Here is an 18,496-nt window from a genome sequence, read left to right as displayed (position 1 = left end):
CCCGGGACGACCCCATCGATTCGGCCAACGCCGCCCCTGGCGCCTCCCGGAACGGCCACGACACGCGCAGGAGTAGCCCATGAAACCCTTACCCAAGCCATCGACCCTGCCCACGCTGCTGGCCGCCACCCTGCTGATCCTGGCCGGTTGCGCCAGCAAGCCCGCGACCCGCCCGGTCTCCGCCTCTGGCACGTCGGCCGGTGCCGCCGCGCATGGCGGCGCCGCCAGTACCGGCACGCGCAGCAGTGCGGCCAAGCCCACCGCCGGCCTGCCCAGCAGTACCGGCATTCCGGCCTGCGACGATTACCTGTCCAGCTATGTGGCGTGCCACCGTGCCGCAGCGATCTATGCGCCCGACCAGATCGACGCCCACTACCAGGACATGCGCACCAGTCTGCTCAAGGACTCGCAGGACCCGGCCATCCGTCCCCAGCTGGGCGCACGTTGCACCGCCCTGGCGCAGCAGCTGAGGCAGGCGCTGCACGGCAAGTCCTGTGCTCCGGCCAGCCCGGCGGCCCCGGCTTCGGCCCCGACCTCCCGCTAGGCGCCCGAGTGGCGCCACAGCGCCCGCAACGGCGCAGCGATGCTCGCCGGGCGCGACTTTCCCAGGCGCAGCTTGGGGGTGCCATGCCAACGCGCCGTCGCGGCGATCGCGCCGGCGACGTCCTCGAGCAGACGAGCCGTCGCCTCTACACCTTCCTCGAAGAACAGTGCCTTGATCTCGAACACGCCCTCGCGGCGATGTGCCTTGGCATCCAGCCGCCCGATCAGGCGTCCGCGATGCAGGATCGGCAACACGTAGTACCCATAACGCCGCTTGGGCGCGGGTACGTAGCACTCGATGGTGTATTCGAAGTCGAACAACGCCTGCACCCGGGAACGGTCCCACACCACGGGGTCGAACGGTGACAGCAGCGTGGTATGCGTGGCGCGCAGCCTGCCCTGCTCCGCTGCCGCCAACGACTCGGCATGATCGCGATGCACGTACGCCGGCGACTTCCACTCGGCCACCCGCACCTGCAACAGCTCGCCCTCGGCCACCAGTGGCGTCAGTTCGGCATCGGTTACGGCCGGCTTGAGCCGGTGATAGTCCGCGACCCAGCGGGCTTGCGCGATGCCCAAGGCGCGCACGCCATCAAGAACCAGCCGACGCCGAAGCGCGGCGTGGCCGTGGTGCAGCACCGCCTGGTCAAGCGGGGGATCGAGCTTGGCCGCGACGCGCTTTGCCAGGTCATAGACCCGCTGGAAGCGCTCGCGCCGCGTCACCATCAATTCGCCCAGCGCGAACCACGCTTCCAGCCAGCGCTTTTCGGGCTTCCAGGACCACCAGCCACCTGCACCGCGCGGCTCGCCTTCGAAGTCGGATGCACGCATGGCCCCGCTTTCGCGGATGCGCGCCAGCAAGGCATCCATGCCGGCGCGATGTTCGCGATGCATGCGATCGGCATGCTTGTAGGCCCAATGCGCCGCACGCTGGCTTCGCCATGCGTGATGCAAGGCGATATCCGCGGCGGGCACGAAACACGCCTCGTGCGCCCAGCACTCGGCGATGCGTCCCTGTTCGAGTGCGTCGTCCAGCCATTGCGGGTCGTAATCGCCAAGCCGCGAATGAAGCACCAGGTACGGACTGCGCGCGACCACGTGGATGCTGTCGATCTGCAACAGGCGCATGCGCGAAATGCTCGCGATCACGTCATCCACCCGTGAACGTGCGCGCGGCCGCGCCAGCAGTCCCTGTGCAGCAAGATGCAGCCGCTGTGCCTGGCCCAGGCTGACTGCACGCTGTGGATTGGATGAAGAGACAGACAACGGTAACGATGGTTTCACGCACTCACCATGCCGATATTGAGGCGACATTTAGCCAGCCTTTGCTAGCGTTCAATTCAGCGCGAAGGACCTCACCGCACAAGCGGCACGAATGTTCCGATCGCGCGCATTCGTTCACGAGCCAAATTCTGGCATGGAGCAACGACGATGAAATCCCGCACTCCCCTAATCGCATTGATCACAGCCGGCTCGATGATGCTGGCCGGTTCCCTGCTGGCGCAGGACCAGACGATGCCCCCCCCGCCGCCATCTGAAACCATGCCGGCCACCGCCCCGACGCCACCTCCGCCTCCGGGCGGGACGCAGGCCCAGGTCAGCGGCATGCAGGGCCAGCAGGGGACGATCAACTCCGTGGTGCCGCCGGTGGCAGCCGGCCCCGCGCCAAGCTTCGAACAGCTTTCGGGCGGCTCGCGCTACATCACCGAAGACCAGGCTTCGGCCTATCCGCTGCTGGCCAATGACTTCGCCTATGTCGACAAAGGCAAGACCGGACACATTACCAAGGCGCAGTACGAGCGCTGGTTGAACGGCAACAAATAAGTAAGATGGGCCAACCCGACGCGGGCCGCGACAACGCGGTCCGCGTCGTCACGCGTGGTGCATGCCGGTGCTGTTATGACCGCGGTCACCGCCGGACACGGACGGAGCCCCATGAAGCGACTGACATCTCTGGCCACCACGGCCTTCGTGCTTGTCCTGCCGACGATTTCAGCCCACGCGCAGAACCCCGAACCCACGGATATCCACGCGTGCACCGCCATCGAGACCGACTCGCAACGCCTGGCCTGCTATGACCGCGCCACTGGCCGCGATCGATTGCCCGCCGCGCAAAAGAAGGCCGACACGACGAGCGAGGCATCGTCCGATCACACCAGCGGCGCGATGTTCAGTCATGAGCCGCCAAAGACGGCGACGACGGCTGCAGCACCGGCCACCGAGCAAGCCGCCACCGCACCATCCCTGCTCGACAGTCGTTGGGAGCTGTCGCCGGACAGCAAGCTGGGCACGTTCAACCTGCGCGGATACAAACCGATCACGGTGATGCCGTTCTTTGCCAGCAGCAACCAGAACCGCGAGCCCAGCAGCCCCAATCCACTCAATACCGTCGACACGCCACAACACCTGGACAACATCGAGGCCAAGTTCCAGCTCAGCCTGAAGACGAAGGTGTGGCAGGGACTGTTCGGTGACCAGGGCGACGTGTGGGTGGGCTATACCCAGGCCTCGTACTGGCAGGTCTACAACAAGCCCGATTCGCGCCCGTTCCGCGAAACCGACTACGAGCCCGAAGCGATCCTCGCGTTCAACACGAACTACGACCTGTGGGGATGGAATGGCCGCATGCTCGGCATCGGCTTCAACCATCAATCCAATGGGCAGTCGGACCCGCTGTCACGCAGCTGGAACCGCATCATGGGCTACGTCGGATTCGAGCGTGACGACTGGACGGTGATGTTGCGCCCATGGTGGCGCGTGCCCGAGGGCGGCAAGGACGACAACAACCCGGACATCAGCAATTACATGGGCCGGATGGACATGCAGATCATCCACGAATGGAACGGCCAGGAGTTCGGCCTGATGCTTCGCCATTCGTTGCGCGGCGGCAGCGAGAGCCACGGCGCGGCGCAATTCACCTGGTCGTTCCCGATCGCGGGAAACCTGCGAGGCTACATGGAACTGTTCAAGGGCTATGGCGTGAGCATGATCGACTACAACCACAACGCGACCTATCTCGGCCTCGGCCTGTCGCTGCTTGACTGGTACTGATCGCTCGCATCCACCGGCGAGCACACGCCGCGCCCCCGCAACGGCATGAAGGCTGCCGGGCAACAACCCGGCAGCCCTCGCATCACTCAGTGGTGATGGCCGCCTTCGCCGTGCACGTGGCCATGGGCGAGCTCTTCCTCGCTGGCCTCGCGCACGTCGGTGACCTCGACGTCGAAGTGCAGGGTCTGGCCAGCCAGCGGGTGGTTGCCGTCGATGTGCACCTTGTCGTCTTCGACCTTGGTCACGGTGACGTTGATCACGCCCTGCGGGCCGCGACCCTGGAACTGCATGCCCGGCTGGATGTCCTCCACGCCCTGGAAGGCCTCGCGCGGCACTTCCTGCACCAGCTCGGCGTGATGCACGCCGTAACCCTCTTCCGGCACCACGTCGACCTTGAACTGGTCGCCGACCTTGCGGCCTTCCATCGCCTTCTCCAGGCCCGGCACGATCTGGCCAACGCCCTGCAGATACACCAGCGGCTCGCGACCCTGCGAGCTGTCGAGGACCTGGCCCTGGTCGTCGGTCAGCGTGTAATGGAAGGAAACAACCGTGTTCTGTGCGATCTGCATGACGTTCTCGGATGGGGAAAGGGGCACCGGCCGTGGCCGGCACGAAACAGCAAGGGTAACAGACTGCGCCCGCCCACACCGGCTAGCCGCCTGACGGCCGGATTGGCGATACTTTGCCCATGGGCACGTCGTCAAACCTGCATCGCCGCCTAACCGGCATCCTGCTTGGTGCGGGGATGCTCGGCATTTCGCTGGCCGGGGGCGCCCTGGCCACCCCTGAGCAGGCAGCGGCATCCGCTCCTGCTCCTGCCCCGTCATCGATGTCGCTTTCCCAGCAGATCGACACGCTGATCGGTGAACCGCGCTTCGCAGAGGCCGACTGGGGCATTTCAGTCATATCGCTGGATACGGGGCGCACGATCTACGCCTACCACGCCGACCAGCTTCTGCAGCCGGCCTCCACCGCCAAGCTGTTCACCGCTGCCGTGGCACTCAGCGAGTTTGGCCCGGATTACCGCATTCCCACCCGGGTGCTCGCCACCGGCGATATCCACAACGGCCAGCTCAGCGGGCCGCTGATTCTCTATGGCATGGGTGACCCCACCCTCGGCACCGATGCCAGCACGCAGTCATGGCCCGACCAACTCGCCGAGCAGCTTGCGGCCCAGGGCCTGCGCCATGTCCACGGCGACCTGATTGCCGACGCCACCTATTTTGCCAGCCCGACCATGGGCACCGGCTGGGAGGCTATCGACCTGCAAAGCTGGTTTGCCGTACCAGCCACTGCGCTCAGCGTGGGCGAGAATGAGGTCAACGTCACCATCACCCCCGCCCAGACGGCGGGAATGCCGGCCGAGGTCACCCCCGATCCGGCCGAAGCGATCCCCAGCCTGGTCAACGAGATCACCACCAGCCAGCCGCGCACCCGCAACGACATCAATCTCTACCGTGCACCGGGCGACGGCGTGCTGTATGCGTTCGGCAACATCGCCGTGCGCTCCCCCGCGCAGACTTACAAGCTGGCCGTGCCCGATCCCGCACGTTACGCCGGCAATCTGCTGCGCGAGGCGCTGGCGCGGCATGGCATCCAGATGGATGGCAAGGTGCAGCCGGTGCAATGGCCGCGTCGCGACCCCGCGCTGATGGCACCTCCGCACACGCTGGCCGAAGTGCTTTCACCACCGTTGGGCGAAATCGTCTCGCGTGGCCTCAAGCGCTCCCAGAATCTGTACCTGCAGAACCTGCTGCTACTTGCCGGGGTGAAGGCCCAGGCCGATGCCGAGCAACACGATGGCGAGGCCGGCTTCATCACCAGCGAGCGCTGGGGCATCCGCGCCATGCACCAACTGCTCGAGCAGATCGGCATCAGCCCATCAGCCAGCGTGATCGAGGAAGGCACCGGCCTGTCTCGTCGCAACCTCGCCACGCCCAACGCCATGGCGCGCCTGCTGGCGTTCCTGGCCAGCCAGCCCTATGCGGCCACCGTGCAGGCTGCGCTGCCGGTCGCCGGCGTGGACGGCACCCTGCAGTGGCGCATGCGCAACACACCCGCGGCGAACAACGTGCGTGCCAAGACCGGCAGCATGAGCTTCGTGCACTGCCTGGCCGGCTATGTCACCACCGGCGACGGCGAGCGGTTGGCTTTCGCCATCATGCTCAACAATTACAACCCGCCGGAGGGTGCCCCCAGCGCCAGCCGCGATCTCGATGCCATCGCGGTGATGCTGGCCGGCCTGCGCGGACACCCCGGCGGCGTGGCAGCGGGCGCCCCGGCCGTAGCCACTCATCCAGCCAACTGAGGACGGATGTCCTTGGCGATCTTCTCCGGGGTATCGGTTGGTGCGTAACGCTTCACCACCCGCCCGTCGCGATCGACCAGGAACTTGGTGAAGTTCCACTTGATCGACTCGCTGCCCAGGATGCCCTTGCCCTCGCTCTTGAGCCACTTGTAGAGAGGATGCGCGCCATCCCCGTTCACGTCGATCTTGGCGAACAGCGGGAAGCTCACGTCGTAGCTGGTGGAGCAGAAATTGCGGATCTCTGCCTCGTCGCCCGGCTCCTGATGGCCGAACTGGTCGCAGGGAAAGCCCAGCACCACCAGCCCCTGGTCGCGATCGGCCCGCCACAGCGCCTCCAGGCCGGTGTATTGCGGGGTAAAGCCGCACTTGGAGGCGACGTTGACGATCAACAGGGTCTTGCCGCGGAACTCGGCGAGCGAACGCTCGTTGCCGTCGATGTCGCGGGCGGAAAAGTCATAGACGGACGTCATGGCGTCGCTCCTCACGGGTGGTCCGGCCAGTCTAGTCGCGCGCGCCCGTGATGGCACATGCCGTATGCTTGCGCTCCGCCAAACTGGCCAGCGCCTGTCCCTAGGCTTGCACCTCAGGTCTCCCCGAAGGTATCCCGTGATCAGATTCCAGGCCGTACACAAGTCCTACCGCGTCGACGGCAGGGACGTCCCTGCCCTGCAGCCCTTCAGCCTGGACATCGCCGATGGCGAGGTGTTCGGCATCATCGGCCACTCCGGGGCGGGCAAATCGACGCTTATACGGCTGATCAACCTGCTCGAACGCCCCAGTGGCGGCAAGATCCTGATCGGCGACGTGGACATGACCGCGCTCCGCGACGACCAGTTGCGCCAGCAGCGCCAGCGCATCGGCATGATCTTCCAGCACTTCAACTTGCTCAGCTCGCAGACCGTGGCCGAAAACGTGGCGTTTCCGCTGCGCCTGGCCGGCGAACGCGATGCCACGGCGATCCGCCGTCGCGTTGACGAGCTGCTGGCCCGGGTGGGCCTGAGCGCGCACGCCGACAAATATCCATCGCAGCTCTCCGGGGGCCAGAAGCAGCGCGAGGGCAGCGCCCGTGCGCTGGCCAACAATCCGGCGATCCTGCTGTGCGACGAGGCCACCAGCGCACTGGACCCGCAGACCACCGCCTCGGTGCTGGACCTGCTGGCCGAGATCAACCGCGAGCTCAAGCTCACCATCGTGCTGATCACCCACGAAATGGACGTGGTGCGCCGGGTATGCGACCGGGTGGCCGTGCTGGATGCCGGCAACATCGTGGAAACCGGTGCCGTGGCCGACGTGTTCCTCCACCCCAGGCACCCTACCACCCGTCGCTTCGTCAATGAGGCGCTCCCGGAAGAGGCCGCCGGCGAACAGGCGCCCTTCGCGCATGTGCCGGGCCGGATCCTGCGCCTGTCGTTCCGCGGCGAAGCCACCTGGACGCCGGCCCTGGGGCGCGTGGCACGAGAGACCGGCGTGGACTTCAACATCCTGGCCGGCCGCATCGACCGCATCAAGGACCTGCCTTACGGCCAGCTCACCCTGGCCATGCAGGGCGAACGCGTGGACGACGCGCTGGCCTGCCTGCGCGAGGCCGGCATCGAGATCGAAGAAATCACCGCGCAGTCGCCGGAGGGTCGCGCATGAGCATCGCACCGCTGCAGAACCTGTTCCCCAACATCGACGACTGGAGCGAAATCGGCCAAGCCTGCATCGACACCCTGCTGATGCTCGGCGGTTCACTGCTGCTCACCGTGGCAATCGGCCTGCCGCTGGGCGTGCTGCTGTACCTCACCGGCAAGGGCCAGCTGCGCGCCATGCCCAAGCTGTATGCCGTGCTGTCGCTGGTGGTGAACATCCTGCGCTCGATTCCCTTCATCATCCTGATGATCGTGCTGATGCCGCTTACCTACGTGCTGGTCGGGACCAAACTGGGCATCCGCGGCGCCATTCCGCCGCTGGTGATCGGCGCCGCGCCGTTCTTCGCGCGCCTGGTGGAAACTGCCCTGCGCGAAGTGCAGCGCGGCGTGATTGAGGCCAGCCAGGCGATGGGCGCCACCACCTGGCAGATCGTGCGCCATGTGCTGCTGCCCGAAGCCCGCGGCGGCCTGATCGCCGGCACCACCGTCACGGCGATTGCCCTGGTCGGCTACACCGCCATGGGCGGCGCCATCGGCGCGGGCGGCCTGGGCGACCTGGCTTACCGCTACGGCTATCTCAGCTACAAGTCGGACTACATGGTGGTCACGGTGGTGCTGCTGATCGTGCTGGTGCAGCTGCTGCAGATGCTGGGCGACCGCATCGTGGCCCACTACACCCGCCACTAGCCGGTCGCTTTTGCATCGGGCGGTATGGACGGCTATTCTTGTGCGCCGCATCAAGGGCTGTAGCCATATGACGAAGTTGCATAAGCTCATTGCCGTCCTCGCCACACTGATCCTGCTGGCGGGCTGCTCGTCGTCGCAGCCGGGCAGCGACGCCGGCAACCAGAAGCTGGTGGTGGCAGCCACCGCCGTGCCGCATGCCGAGATCCTCAAGCAGGTCAAGCCGATCCTGGCCAAGGAAGGCGTGGACCTGGAGATCAAGGTGTTCGCCGACTACGTGCAGCCCAACGTGCAGGTGCTGGAGAAGTCGGTGGATGCCAACTACTTCCAGACCAAGCCCTACCTGGACGCGTTCAACCGCGAGCGCGGCACCAACCTGACCATCGTCACCGGCGTGCACATCGAGCCGTTCGGCGCGTACTCGCACAAGATCAAGTCCATCGACCAGTTGCCCGACGGCGCCACCGTCACGCTGCCGAACGACCCGAGCAACAACAGCCGCGCGCTGCTGCTGCTGGCCAAGCACGGCATCATCACGCTGAAGGACCCGACCAACGAGCTGGCCACGCTCAAGGACATCACGTCCAACCCGAAACAGCTGAAGTTCCGCGAGCTGGAAGCGGCGATGCTGCCGCGCACGCTGGACGAGGTGGACCTGGCCCTGATCAACACCAACTACGCGCTGGCCGCCGGCCTCAACCCGACCAAGGACGCGCTGCTGATCGAGGACAAGAACTCGCCGTACGTCAACTACCTGGGGGCGCGCCCGGACAACAAGGACGACCCGCGTATCCAGAAGCTGGCCAAGGCGCTGACCAGTCCCGAGATCAAGGCCTTCATCGAGCAGAAGTACCAGGGCGCGGTACTCCCGGCGTTCTAACCCCCGTCCCTGCAGGAGCGCACCCGGTGCGCGACCCGTCGTGCCTCAGTGCCGCGCCAGGTCGCGCACCGGATGCGCTCCTGCAGTGTTTCAGCAGGGAACGGCCTCGGGATCGGCGGGAATCTCGAATACCTGCCGAAGATAGGTCACGTAGGCACTGTCCTCGCACATGTTCTTGCCCGGCGTGTCGCTGATCTTGGCCACCGGCTGGCCGTTGCAGCGGACCATCTTGATCACGATCTGCAGCGGCTCGGGGCCCACGTCGTTGGTAAGGTTGGTGCCCACGCCGAAGGCCAGCTGGCAGCGGCCGTGGAAGTGCTCGTACAGGCGCATCACCTTGGGGATGTCCAGGCCGTCGCTGAACACCAGCACCTTGGTGCGCGGATCGACGCGATTGGCACGGTAGTGCGCCAGCACGCGCTCGCCCCAGGCAAACGGATCGCCGGAGTCGTGGCGGGTTCCGTCGAACAACTTGCAGAAGTACATGTCGAAGTCGCGCAGGAACGCGCTCAACCCATAGACGTCGGACAAGGCGATACCCAGGTCGCCACGGTACTCCTTCGCCCAGGTCTCCAGCGCCGCCACCTGCGAATCGCGCAGGCGCGGACCTAGCGCCTGGTGCGCCTGCAGGTATTCATGCGCCAACGTGCCCAGCGGGGTCAGCCCCAGCTTCCACGCCAGCCACACGTTGCTGGTCCCCGCCAGCTGTCGGCCCAGGCCGTCGCGCAGCGCGGTCACCACTTCTGCTTGCCAGGCACGGGAGAAACGCCGGCGCGTGCCGTAGTCGGCGATGCGGCAATCCGCGAAGCCCTCGGTGTCGCGCAGCAGCGCAATCTTCTCGCGCAAGCGACGGCGCCCCCCGGCAAGATCGAGCCCGGGCCGGGTATTGCGGAAGTACACCTCGTTGATGATCGCCAGCAGCGGCACCTCGAACAGGATGGTGTGCAGCCACGGCCCGCGGATGCGCAACTCGATCTCGCCGGGACCATCCTGCGCCGGATAAATCTCCACGTACTTGGCGTTGAGCTGGAACAGCCCGAGGAAGTCCACGAAGTCGCTCTTGATGAAGCGCCAGCTGCGCAGGTAGTCGAGCTCCTCTTCGGTGAAGCGCAGCGTGCAAAGCTGCGCCAGCTCGGCACGGATCTCGTCGATGTAGGGAACCAGGTCGATGCCCGGGTTGCGGCACTTGAACTTGTATTCGACGTGGGCGGCCGGATAGTGGTGCAGCACCACCTGCATCATGGAGAACTTGTACAGGTCGGTATCGAGCAGGGAGGTGACGATCATCGGTCGCTCACGCGGACGCACTGGGCACGGGGTAACCCTGATTATCCCCGCCATGGCCACTCTGACGCGAGCCTGGGCGAATCGCAGGCAAATAAAAACCTCGGTAGTCAGGGGAGGGACTACCGAGGTTTTGTCAGGCCGGTCTCAAACAAAGAGGGGAAACGGACCGACCCCTCAGTGGCACGATCTTGCTGCACCACTTCTTGTCGCCGTCACGGCGATACGACTACTTAGTGTGGTTCGACGTGATGTAGTTCAAGACCCGGGCCGATTCCGTTCAGCTTTCGGCCAGCTGCGGCCGACAGCCCCTAGAATGGCCCACCACTTTGCGTCGGAAACCACCATGCTCCCGCTGTTTCGCCGGTTGTGCCTGCTGGCCCTGTGCGTCGCCCTGCCCCTGCATGCCGCGGAGCTCACCGTCGACCTTGGCCACGGGACGCACACCTATTCGACCGGGGAGCTGCTGGGACGGCATGACGTTCGCGGCATCGACGTGCCCGAGGACGTCGCCTACAAGCACCCGATGCGTTACCGCGCCGTGCCGCTGAAGGCCCTGCTGGCCGGTGCGTCACCCGACGACTCGCTGCTGTTCGTCGCCAGCGACGGGTTTGCGGTGGAGATCCCGGCCTCCCTGGTGCTGCAGGCCCACGGATCGCAGGCCTGGCTGGCCATCGAGGACCCCGTCCATGCCTGGCCGGCGCTGGCCGCCGACAAGCCGAGCGCCGGCCCGTTCTACTTGGTGTGGACCGACCCGCAGGCGATGAAGATTGGCCAGGAGCAATGGCCGTTCCAGCTCGCCGCGATCCGCCGCCTGGCTCCGGTCGCCGAGCGGTTCCCCGCGATCCGGCCCGCCGCCAGCCTGAAGCCCGACAGCCCGGTGCGCCGGGGCTTCGACGTGTTCCAGCGCACCTGCTTCGCCTGCCATACGCTCAATGGCGAGGGCGATGCGCGCCTTGGCCCCGACCTCAACATCCCCCACAACCCCACCGAGTACCTGCGCGAAGACCTGCTGCGTGCCTATATCCGTGATCCGCAGTCGCTGCGACGCTGGCCGCAGGCGCGCATGCCGGGCTTCGATCACCAGGCGCTGAGCGATGCCGACCTTGACGACCTGCTGGCTTACCTGCATCACATGGCCGGGCGCAAGGCGCAGCCTTGACCCTCCTCAAGAGCGTGCGGCGTAGTCCAGCCACTGCTGCAGCAGTTTCTCGCGCTGGGTCGGTGGCAGCTGCGCCAGTTGCCTGACCACCGCGTAGAACGCCGGCCACTGCCCCTCGGCGTGATGGAACAGGGCGGCAAAGGCGGGGGTCCAGTGATCGTACAGCCCGAACGGCAGCAAGCGGGCGTTGTTGATGGGTGAAGCTACCCAGGCGTCGTAGCGACGGTCGTCGTGCCACTGGCCGTCGCGCCAGGCGGCGTAACGCACTCGAAAATCGGCGATCTCGTGCTGCTTGCCGGCGGCCATGGCCGACTCGTCGACACCGCTCGCGTACAACGCCTTGAGACGGTCGCGCAGCTCCAGCACCAGGCGGGTGAAGCCATCGTCCATCGCCTTGTCCTTGCCCTCCTGCGGCGGAAGCCCACGGGAAGCACGCCACTCGCGCAGGCCTTGCTCCTGCACGAAGGTGGCGAACGATTCGTTGAAGGCAGTGTCGTCCTTTACGTAGATCAGCTGGTGGGCCAGCTCGTGGAAGATGGTGGCGGCAAGCTCGTCGTCATCCCAGCGCATCATGCTGCTGAGGATGGGGTCGGCAAACCAGCCCAGGGTCGAATAGGCCGGCACGCCACCCACGTAGATATCATCACCGGTCGCTTCCAGCCGGGCCGCTTCGGCATGGGCCTTGTCGCGCGAGAAATAGCCCCGATAGGCCACGCAGCCAGCGAACAGGAAGCAATGCTGCACTGGCGCCAGCGAGTAGCGCGGTGTCGCGAACACATTCCACACCACGTAGGGCCGGTCCAACTGCACGTAGGTCGTGTAGCTGCGGTTGTCGGGCAGGTCCAGGTGACGGGTGGCGAAGCTGCGCGCCTGCTGCGCCAGCTGCAGGCGCGTCCTCAGCGCCGGATCGGTGCCCGGATCCTCCACCACGCGCGCAACGTCACGGCGATGCATCAACAGCTGGCCCTGCCCCGCCGCCACGTGGCCGTAGTAACCCATGGTGCTGCACGCGGATAGCACAAGGCCGACCGCCAGCATGGCGATCGGCCTGAGTCCCTTCCAGCGTAGCGGCATGATGGCAAACCACCTCATGCCGCGATTGTGCCTTGAGATCAGTGGCCGGTGTTGCCGTGGCCGCTCCAGCCACCGCGGCCACCCCAGCCGCCATGACCGCCGCTGGGTCCTCGGCCATAGTAGTGGCCACCGTAATAGCGCCCGCCGTAATAGCGCGAGCCGCCGTACCAGACACCGCCGATGCCGATGCTGACAGCCGGACCGTAGCAACAGCCGTAGCCATACCCGTAATAACCGTACGGGTAGTAGTAACCCGGATAGGCGTAGTAGCTGTTGGCGTAGGTGACACCGCTGCCGTAGTAGGCATCGCCCCCGGCGGTGGTGGTCACCGGCCGGACGTAACTGTAGTCAGGGTAGTAGTAGCAACCAGACAGCGCTGCGGTGACCACCACCAGAGCAAGGCCGGCAATCGTGCGTTTCATGACTCATGGCCTCAGGGAGGATGAGTCCAAGCTAGTCCTGATCCGTTGAGTGGCCACTGAATGCATGCGGAGTGGCCGGCAGGCATTCACCTGCCAGCCATTCACCCGGCCACGCCACCGCCGGACGCCCTGCTTCAACCGTTGCCGCCGCGCTCGGGTGGCTGGCGGATGTGTCCGTACACGGCCTCGCTGGATACCCCAGCGCCGGCATGACTGTTGCCGTTGCCAGCCAGCTCGGCGGAGGGAAACGCGTCGGCACCCGGCCAACTCGGCCCCTGGCGGACGCGCTCTTGCTTCGCTTCGAGCAACTCCTGGATGTGGGCCACCGCCTCCTCGGGCGTGATCCGCCGCTTCGCCGGCCGGCGTGGCGCGCTGGCGCGCGGACGCGGGCTGGCCGCCTTCTTCGTAGCGGCCTTGTGTCGCGGGGCGGCAGCTACCTTGCGGGAGGTGGTGCGCCCGCTGGACTTCACGGCGGCCTTGCGTGGCGCGGCTTTCTTGACCGCCTTGCTGACGACCTTGCGCGCGGTCTTGCGCGTGGCCTTCTTGGCCACGCTTTTCTTCGCCGCCACCTTGCGGGCGGCTGGCCGCTTGGCGGCAACCTTGCGCGCTGGACTCTTGCGGGCGGACATCTTGCGCGCGGTGCTCTTGCGAACGGCAGTCTTGCGGGTGGCGGTTTTGCGGGCTGCGGTTTTGCGGGCCGCCGTCTTGCGGGGTGCTGCCTTGCGTGTCGCCGTCTTCCGGGTGGCCGTCTTCCGGGTGGCGGCCTTGCGAACGGCGGTCTTGCGGGTCACCACCTTGCGTCCGGTGGTCTTGCGTGCGCTTTTGCTTGCCGTCTTGCGGGCGGGGCTTTTGCGGGTGGCTGTCTTCTTGGCCGCGGATCGCTTCGGGGCCGACTTTCGCGTCGTTGCCATGCGTCTTCACTCCTGCGGTGGTGGAGAAGCCCGACGCCCTGCTCGCCAGGCCAGCCGACAATTAGCACCGCAAAGATGTATCCCCGGTGAGCAGGAACCTGCTGCCGCGGGCTAGAAACGCGGCTGCGACAGCTGACCGAGGAAGTGCGAGAACACCTCCGGGCGAATCAGCAAGGTGAAGGCCACGCCGAAGGCTGCGCCCCACAGGTGCGCACTGTGGTTGACGTTGCCCTGGCCGCGGCGATCCATGTAGATCGAATAGCCCACGTAGAGCACGGCATAGACGATCGCCGGCATCGGCAGCACGAACACGATGATGCGGGACCACGGCGCCAGCAGGATGTAGGCGAACAGCACCGCCGACACCGCGCCGGACGCGCCCAGGCTGCGGTAGTTCGGGTTGCTGCGGTTGTTCAGGTAGGTCGGCAGGATCGATACCACTAGCGCCACGATGTAGAACAACGCAAAGCCCAGCGTGCCCAGGGTGGCGGTGTAGAAACCTTCCATCTGCCGCCCGAAGAAGAACAGCGTGATCATGTTGAACAGCAGGTGGTTGAAGTCCGCATGGACCAACCCGTAGGTCACCAGGCGGTGGAATTCGCGGTTGCGGGTGATGGCGGGCGGCCACAGGATCAGGTCATTCATCAGGCGGGCGTTGTTGAACGCCATGAAGGAGACAACGCAGGTAATGGCGATGATGGCCAGGGTGATCATGCAGACTTCCGTATCGGAATTTGGGCGTGGAATAGCTCATCTTGGCGGCGCGTGAAGCGCTTGTCGACACCGGCCTGCGGCAGAAAACCCGGGCATCGGGGCCAAATCCGCATTATCATGCGCGGCTTCGCGCGTCTTCCCCACGCCAGCCAACCCCACGCACATGTCGATTCGTTACCTGCATCTGGACGTCTTTGCCGCCACGGTCGGCGGCGGCAACCACCTGGGCGTCGTCACCGATGCCACCGGCTGGAGCGACGACCGCATGCAAGCCTTTGCCCGCTGGACCAACCTGGTCGAAACCACGTTCCTGCTGCCGCCGAGCCAGCCGAACGCCAGCTATCGGGTGCGCATCTTCACGCCGCACAAGGAAATTCCCTTCGCCGGCCACCCCAGCATCGGCAGCGCCCATGCCGTGCTCGAGTGCGGCCTGGCGACGCCGGTCGACGGCGTGCTGTGGCAGGAATGCGGCGCCGGCGTGCTGCCTATCCGCATCGAAGGCGAAGGCGGCACGCGCCATCTGTTGCTGAAGTCGCCCCACGCCACCGTCGAGAAAACCGGCCGTGATGCGCACCCGCTGCTGCATGCCGCACTGGCCGGCATCCCGTTGGGAACGCTGCCGCCTGCGTATGTCGCCGGTGGCCGCCACTGGTGGCTGGCCGAATGCGCCGACGAGGCCAGCCTGCGCGGCTGGCAGCCTGATCACGCTGCCATCGGCGCGCTGGCCAAGGCCACCGACAGCCTTGGCCTGTGCGTGTTCGCGCGCAGTGCGCACCCGGACTACCAACTGGTGGTGCGCGCCCTGCCCGCTGGCGTGGGCATCGTCGAGGACCCGGCCTCCGGCGCCGCCAACGGCCTGATCGCCGCGTATATCGCCCACGCGGAGCCTCATGGCGCGCTTGCTGGCGGCTATACGGTGAGCCAGGGCCGGGAAATCGGCCACGACGCCAGCCTCATCGTGCGCATTGACGGCGACGTGGTGTGGATCGGCGGCCACACCAACACCATCATCGACGGCACGCTGCACTGGAGCGGCGCCGCGTGAGTCCGGCCTCGCAGATCTGGGTGGATGCCGATGCCTGCCCAGTAGCGATCAAGGAAGTGCTGTTCCGCGCCGCAGAGCGGGAGCAGGTGATGGTGACCCTGGTCGCCAACCAGTGGCTGCGCACGCCGCCTTCGCGCTTCGTCAAGGCGATCCAGGTGCCCGGCGGGTTCGACGTGGCCGACAACGAGATCGTGCAGCGCGTGCAGGCCGACGACCTGGTGGTGACCCAGGACATTCCACTGGCCTCGGCGGTGATCGCCAAGGGCGCCCTGGCCATGCACCCGCGCGGCGAGCTCTACACTGCCGAAACCATCGCCCAGCGCCTGGGCATGCGCAACTTCATGGACGAACTACGCGGCGCGGGCATCGACACCGGCGGTCCGGCGGCATTCCACGCCCGCGACAAGCAGGCCTTCGCCAACCAGCTCGACCGCTGGCTCACCCGTCGCCGGCAGGCACGATGACACCACTCCCCTGCAGGGGGGCGCATCCCATAGGGGACCGAGGCCTGCCGGTGGCGTCACGTTCGGGCTTCGTGGCCTCTCTGCTTCGTAGGTTGATCGCGCACAGGGTGCTCTCCTACAGCTTTCGATCGTCCAGGTGCGCTCGGCGCGCCGCCACCTGCGCCAGGATCGACCAGTCCACGTCCTCGTCACCGGCCGAGAGGGCTTCCAGCAGGTTGTCGCGCAACAGGCCGGCCAACGGCAGCGGCACCCGCGTGGCATCGGCGGCACTGAGCGCCAGGCCGATGTCCTTGTAGCCCAGCGGCAAGGCAAAGCCTGCCGGCGTGTAGCGCTGCTCGGCGATCAGCTTGGCGTAGCCCTGGTAGGCCGGTGCGGCAAACAGCGTGTTGGTCATCACGTCGAGGAAATCCGCGGCGCTGACGCCGTGTGCACGGGCCAGCGCGGAGGCTTCCGCCATGCTCTCGATCGCGGCGCCGAGCATGAAGTTGCCGGCGATCTTCACCACGTTGGCGCGTTCCGCTGCATCGCCGAGCGGCCAGATGCGGCTACCCATGGCCTCCAGCAGCGGGCGCACGCGCTCGATCACCGCGGCACGGCCCGCGGCGAGGATGTTGAGCTTGCCGGCCGCGGCCACATCCGGGCGGCCAAACACTGGCGCGGCGACATAATCCAGCCCGCGCTGCGCGTGCTCGGCCGCCAGCTCGCGCGCCAATGCGACCGAGATCGTGGCGTGATTGACGTGGACGGTACCCTTGTCCATGTCGTCGAGCAGCCCACCGGTGAGGAAGATCGCCCGGACCGCATCGTCATTGGCCAGCATGCTGAACAGCACTTCGCCCTGCGCCGCACGATCGGCACTGCGCACCACCTTGGCCCCCAGCGAGGCCAGCGGCTCGGTCGGGCCGGGCGAGCGGTTCCATACGGTTACCTCGTGGCCGGCCTTGAGCAGGTTGCTCGCCATCGCGCTGCCCATGGCGCCCAGGCCAATGAAACCGACTTTCATGCGTCCATCCTCCGCCACACAAAACGTTGAGAGTGGATCACGCCGCGCGTACAGCGCGCGCGAAATCACGCCACTTCGCCAGCCGCATGGCCCGAGGCCCACGCCCATTGGAAGTTGTAGCCGCCGAGCCAGCCGGTGACATCGACCACCTCCCCGACGAAATACAACCCCGGCACCCGTTTCGACTGCATGGTCGAGGACGACAGGCCGTCGGTATCGACGCCGCCAAGCGTGACTTCGGCCGTGCGGTAGCCCTCGGTGCCGCTGGCCACGATCGGCCAGTCGTGCAACTGCTCGCCGATACCGGCCAGCTCCGCCTCGCGGTACTGGCGCATCGGGCGGCTCTCGAACCACAACTCACACAGGCGCTGCGCAAGACGGCGCGGCAGCACGTCGCCCAGCACGTTCTTGAGTTCCGCGGCGGGACGCGCCCCGCGCTGCTCTTGCAGCCAGGCGCCCGCATCGAGCTCGGGCAGCAGGTCGATGCGCAGGTCGTCGCCCGGCTGCCAGTACGAGGAAATCTGCAGGATCGAAGGTCCACTGATGCCGCGATGGGTGAACAGCATGCCGGCACGGAAGGAGCGCTTGCCCACGCGCGCCTCTACCAGCGGCAAGGCCACGCCGGAGAGATCCTGGTAACGCTCCTGGTGCTTGCCGCTCAGCGTCAGCGGCACCAGCCCCGCCCGCGTGGGCAGCACCTGGTGGCCGAACTGCCGGGCCAGTTCGTAGCCAAGGCCCGTGGCGCCCATGCTCGGGATGGACAGCCCGCCGGTGGCGATCACCAGCGATTGCGCATGCACTTCGCCACGCGCCGTGTGCACGGTGAAGCCTTCGCCGGTGTGGCGCACGCGCTCGACCCCGCAGCTGGTCTCGATGCGCACGCCGGCCTGCGCACACTCGTCCAGCAGCATGCGCACGATCAGCTTGGAGGATTCGTCGCAGAACAGCTGGCCAAGCTCCTTCTCGTGATAGGCGATGCGGTGCTTTTCGACCAGCGCGATGAAATCCCAGGGTGTGTAGCGGGCCAGCGCCGATTTGGCGAAATGCGGGTTGGCGGACAGGTAGCAGGCCGGTGTCACCCCCCTGTTGGTGAAATTGCAGCGCCCCCCGCCCGACATGAGGATCTTCTTGCCGACCTTGTTGGCATGGTCGACCACCAGCACGTTACGCCCGCGCTGTCCCGCCGTGATGGCGCACATCAGGCCGGCCGCGCCCGCACCGATGACCAGTACATCCACTTTCACGCGCGCACCACCTTCATGGCCTGTTCCATCGTCACAAGGCGCGCATTATCCGCCAGCTGGCGCCGTATCGCTTAAA

At 66.4% G+C, this 18,496-nt stretch carries 20 protein-coding genes; 10 read left to right on the top strand and 10 right to left on the bottom strand.

Going from position 1 to position 18,496, the window contains the following annotated elements:
• Nucleotides 1–79: 79 nt before the first annotated feature.
• The gene (locus DVU99_RS06525) at nt 80–544 is read left to right on the top strand and encodes a hypothetical protein (RefSeq protein WP_114239384.1); all 465 of its coding nucleotides are present in this window, start codon (nt 80–82) and stop codon (nt 542–544) included.
• Here the strand turns inward: DVU99_RS06525 and DVU99_RS06520 are convergent.
• On the bottom strand, nt 541–1,827 hold the full coding sequence (locus DVU99_RS06520) for a winged helix-turn-helix domain-containing protein (protein WP_232823483.1): 1,287 nt from the start codon (nt 1,825–1,827) through the stop codon (nt 541–543). The two genes, DVU99_RS06525 and DVU99_RS06520, sit on opposite strands and share 4 nt — an antisense overlap.
• A gap of 147 nt (nt 1,828–1,974) precedes the next feature.
• Between DVU99_RS06520 and DVU99_RS06515 the strand changes: the two genes are divergently transcribed.
• Complete coding sequence (locus DVU99_RS06515; RefSeq protein WP_114239382.1) at nt 1,975–2,367, top strand: hypothetical protein; 393 nt, start codon at nt 1,975–1,977, stop codon at nt 2,365–2,367.
• Nucleotides 2,368–2,478: 111 nt separating this feature from the next.
• Nucleotides 2,479–3,594 carry a phospholipase A gene (locus DVU99_RS06510; protein WP_114239381.1) on the top strand — a complete coding sequence of 372 codons (1,116 nt, stop codon included), beginning with the start codon at nt 2,479–2,481 and terminating at the stop codon, nt 3,592–3,594.
• Nucleotides 3,595–3,680: 86 nt separating this feature from the next.
• On the opposite strand, the gene DVU99_RS06505 is transcribed toward DVU99_RS06510, so the two are convergent.
• Entirely contained in the window at nt 3,681–4,163 is a 483-nt protein-coding gene (locus DVU99_RS06505; protein WP_114239380.1) for a peptidylprolyl isomerase, read from the bottom strand.
• A gap of 119 nt (nt 4,164–4,282) precedes the next feature.
• On the opposite strand from DVU99_RS06505, the gene dacB reads away from it, so the two are divergent.
• Nucleotides 4,283–5,902: a D-alanyl-D-alanine carboxypeptidase/D-alanyl-D-alanine-endopeptidase gene (gene dacB / locus DVU99_RS06500; protein ID WP_232823482.1), complete on the top strand. Its 1,620-nt coding sequence runs from the start codon at nt 4,283–4,285 to the stop codon at nt 5,900–5,902.
• On the opposite strand, the gene DVU99_RS06495 is transcribed toward dacB, so the two are convergent.
• Nucleotides 5,887–6,372, bottom strand: a complete 486-nt coding sequence (locus DVU99_RS06495) for a glutathione peroxidase (RefSeq protein WP_114239379.1) — start codon at nt 6,370–6,372, stop codon at nt 5,887–5,889. The genes dacB and DVU99_RS06495 overlap by 16 nt on opposite strands.
• Nucleotides 6,373–6,508: 136 nt before the next feature.
• On the opposite strand from DVU99_RS06495, the gene DVU99_RS06490 reads away from it, so the two are divergent.
• The 3 genes from DVU99_RS06490 (at nt 6,509) to DVU99_RS06480 (ending at nt 9,097) form a co-directional block, all read left to right on the top strand.
• The gene (locus DVU99_RS06490) at nt 6,509–7,540 is read left to right on the top strand and encodes a methionine ABC transporter ATP-binding protein (RefSeq protein ID WP_114239378.1); all 1,032 of its coding nucleotides are present in this window, start codon (nt 6,509–6,511) and stop codon (nt 7,538–7,540) included.
• Nucleotides 7,537–8,220: a methionine ABC transporter permease gene (locus DVU99_RS06485; protein ID WP_198670205.1), complete on the top strand. Its 684-nt coding sequence runs from the start codon at nt 7,537–7,539 to the stop codon at nt 8,218–8,220. Before DVU99_RS06490 ends, DVU99_RS06485 begins: the two co-directional genes overlap by 4 nt.
• A gap of 67 nt (nt 8,221–8,287) precedes the next feature.
• Nucleotides 8,288–9,097 (top strand): MetQ/NlpA family ABC transporter substrate-binding protein, encoded by an 810-nt coding sequence (locus DVU99_RS06480; RefSeq protein WP_198670204.1) that lies wholly within the window; start codon nt 8,288–8,290, stop codon nt 9,095–9,097.
• 90 nt (nt 9,098–9,187) lie between these two features.
• On the opposite strand, the gene pncB is transcribed toward DVU99_RS06480, so the two are convergent.
• Nucleotides 9,188–10,384, bottom strand: coding sequence for a nicotinate phosphoribosyltransferase (gene pncB / locus DVU99_RS06475; protein ID WP_114239377.1), 1,197 nt, complete (start codon nt 10,382–10,384; stop codon nt 9,188–9,190).
• A 343-nt stretch (nt 10,385–10,727) separates the two neighbouring features.
• Between pncB and DVU99_RS06470 the strand changes: the two genes are divergently transcribed.
• The gene (locus DVU99_RS06470; RefSeq protein ID WP_114239485.1) at nt 10,728–11,543 is read left to right on the top strand and encodes a cytochrome c; all 816 of its coding nucleotides are present in this window, start codon (nt 10,728–10,730) and stop codon (nt 11,541–11,543) included.
• A gap of 6 nt (nt 11,544–11,549) precedes the next feature.
• Here DVU99_RS06470 and DVU99_RS06465 read toward each other — a convergent pair whose 3' ends face one another.
• The 4 genes from DVU99_RS06465 to DVU99_RS06450 form a co-directional block, all read right to left on the bottom strand.
• The gene (locus DVU99_RS06465; protein WP_114239484.1) at nt 11,550–12,581 is read right to left on the bottom strand and encodes an aminopeptidase; all 1,032 of its coding nucleotides are present in this window, start codon (nt 12,579–12,581) and stop codon (nt 11,550–11,552) included.
• 74 nt (nt 12,582–12,655) lie between these two features.
• On the bottom strand, nt 12,656–13,039 hold the full coding sequence (locus DVU99_RS06460; RefSeq protein ID WP_114239376.1) for a hypothetical protein: 384 nt from the start codon (nt 13,037–13,039) through the stop codon (nt 12,656–12,658).
• A gap of 134 nt (nt 13,040–13,173) precedes the next feature.
• Nucleotides 13,174–13,950 carry a histone H1-like repetitive region-containing protein gene (locus tag DVU99_RS06455; RefSeq protein ID WP_114239375.1) on the bottom strand — a complete coding sequence of 259 codons (777 nt, stop codon included), beginning with the start codon at nt 13,948–13,950 and terminating at the stop codon, nt 13,174–13,176.
• Between the two features lie 111 nt (nt 13,951–14,061).
• Nucleotides 14,062–14,664, bottom strand: coding sequence for a rhomboid family intramembrane serine protease (locus tag DVU99_RS06450; protein WP_114239374.1), 603 nt, complete (start codon nt 14,662–14,664; stop codon nt 14,062–14,064).
• Between the two features lie 163 nt (nt 14,665–14,827).
• Between DVU99_RS06450 and DVU99_RS06445 the strand changes: the two genes are divergently transcribed.
• Complete coding sequence (locus DVU99_RS06445) at nt 14,828–15,709, top strand: PhzF family phenazine biosynthesis protein (protein WP_114239373.1); 882 nt, start codon at nt 14,828–14,830, stop codon at nt 15,707–15,709.
• Nucleotides 15,706–16,173: a YaiI/YqxD family protein gene (locus DVU99_RS06440; protein ID WP_114239372.1), complete on the top strand. Its 468-nt coding sequence runs from the start codon at nt 15,706–15,708 to the stop codon at nt 16,171–16,173. Before DVU99_RS06445 ends, DVU99_RS06440 begins: the two co-directional genes overlap by 4 nt.
• 115 nt (nt 16,174–16,288) lie before the next feature.
• Here DVU99_RS06440 and DVU99_RS06435 read toward each other — a convergent pair whose 3' ends face one another.
• On the bottom strand, nt 16,289–17,176 hold the full coding sequence (locus DVU99_RS06435; RefSeq protein ID WP_114239371.1) for an NAD(P)-dependent oxidoreductase: 888 nt from the start codon (nt 17,174–17,176) through the stop codon (nt 16,289–16,291).
• A 65-nt stretch (nt 17,177–17,241) separates the two neighbouring features.
• Nucleotides 17,242–18,420, bottom strand: coding sequence for an NAD(P)/FAD-dependent oxidoreductase (locus DVU99_RS06430; RefSeq protein ID WP_114239370.1), 1,179 nt, complete (start codon nt 18,418–18,420; stop codon nt 17,242–17,244).
• Between the last annotated feature and the right edge of the window lie 76 nt (nt 18,421–18,496).

The sequence above is a fragment of the Dyella sp. C9 genome, assembly GCF_003332825.1.
Taxonomy (GTDB): Bacteria; Pseudomonadota; Gammaproteobacteria; order Xanthomonadales; family Rhodanobacteraceae; genus Dyella.
Note: the sequence above shows the minus strand (reverse complement) of the source record. Positions and strands in the feature narration are given on the sequence as shown.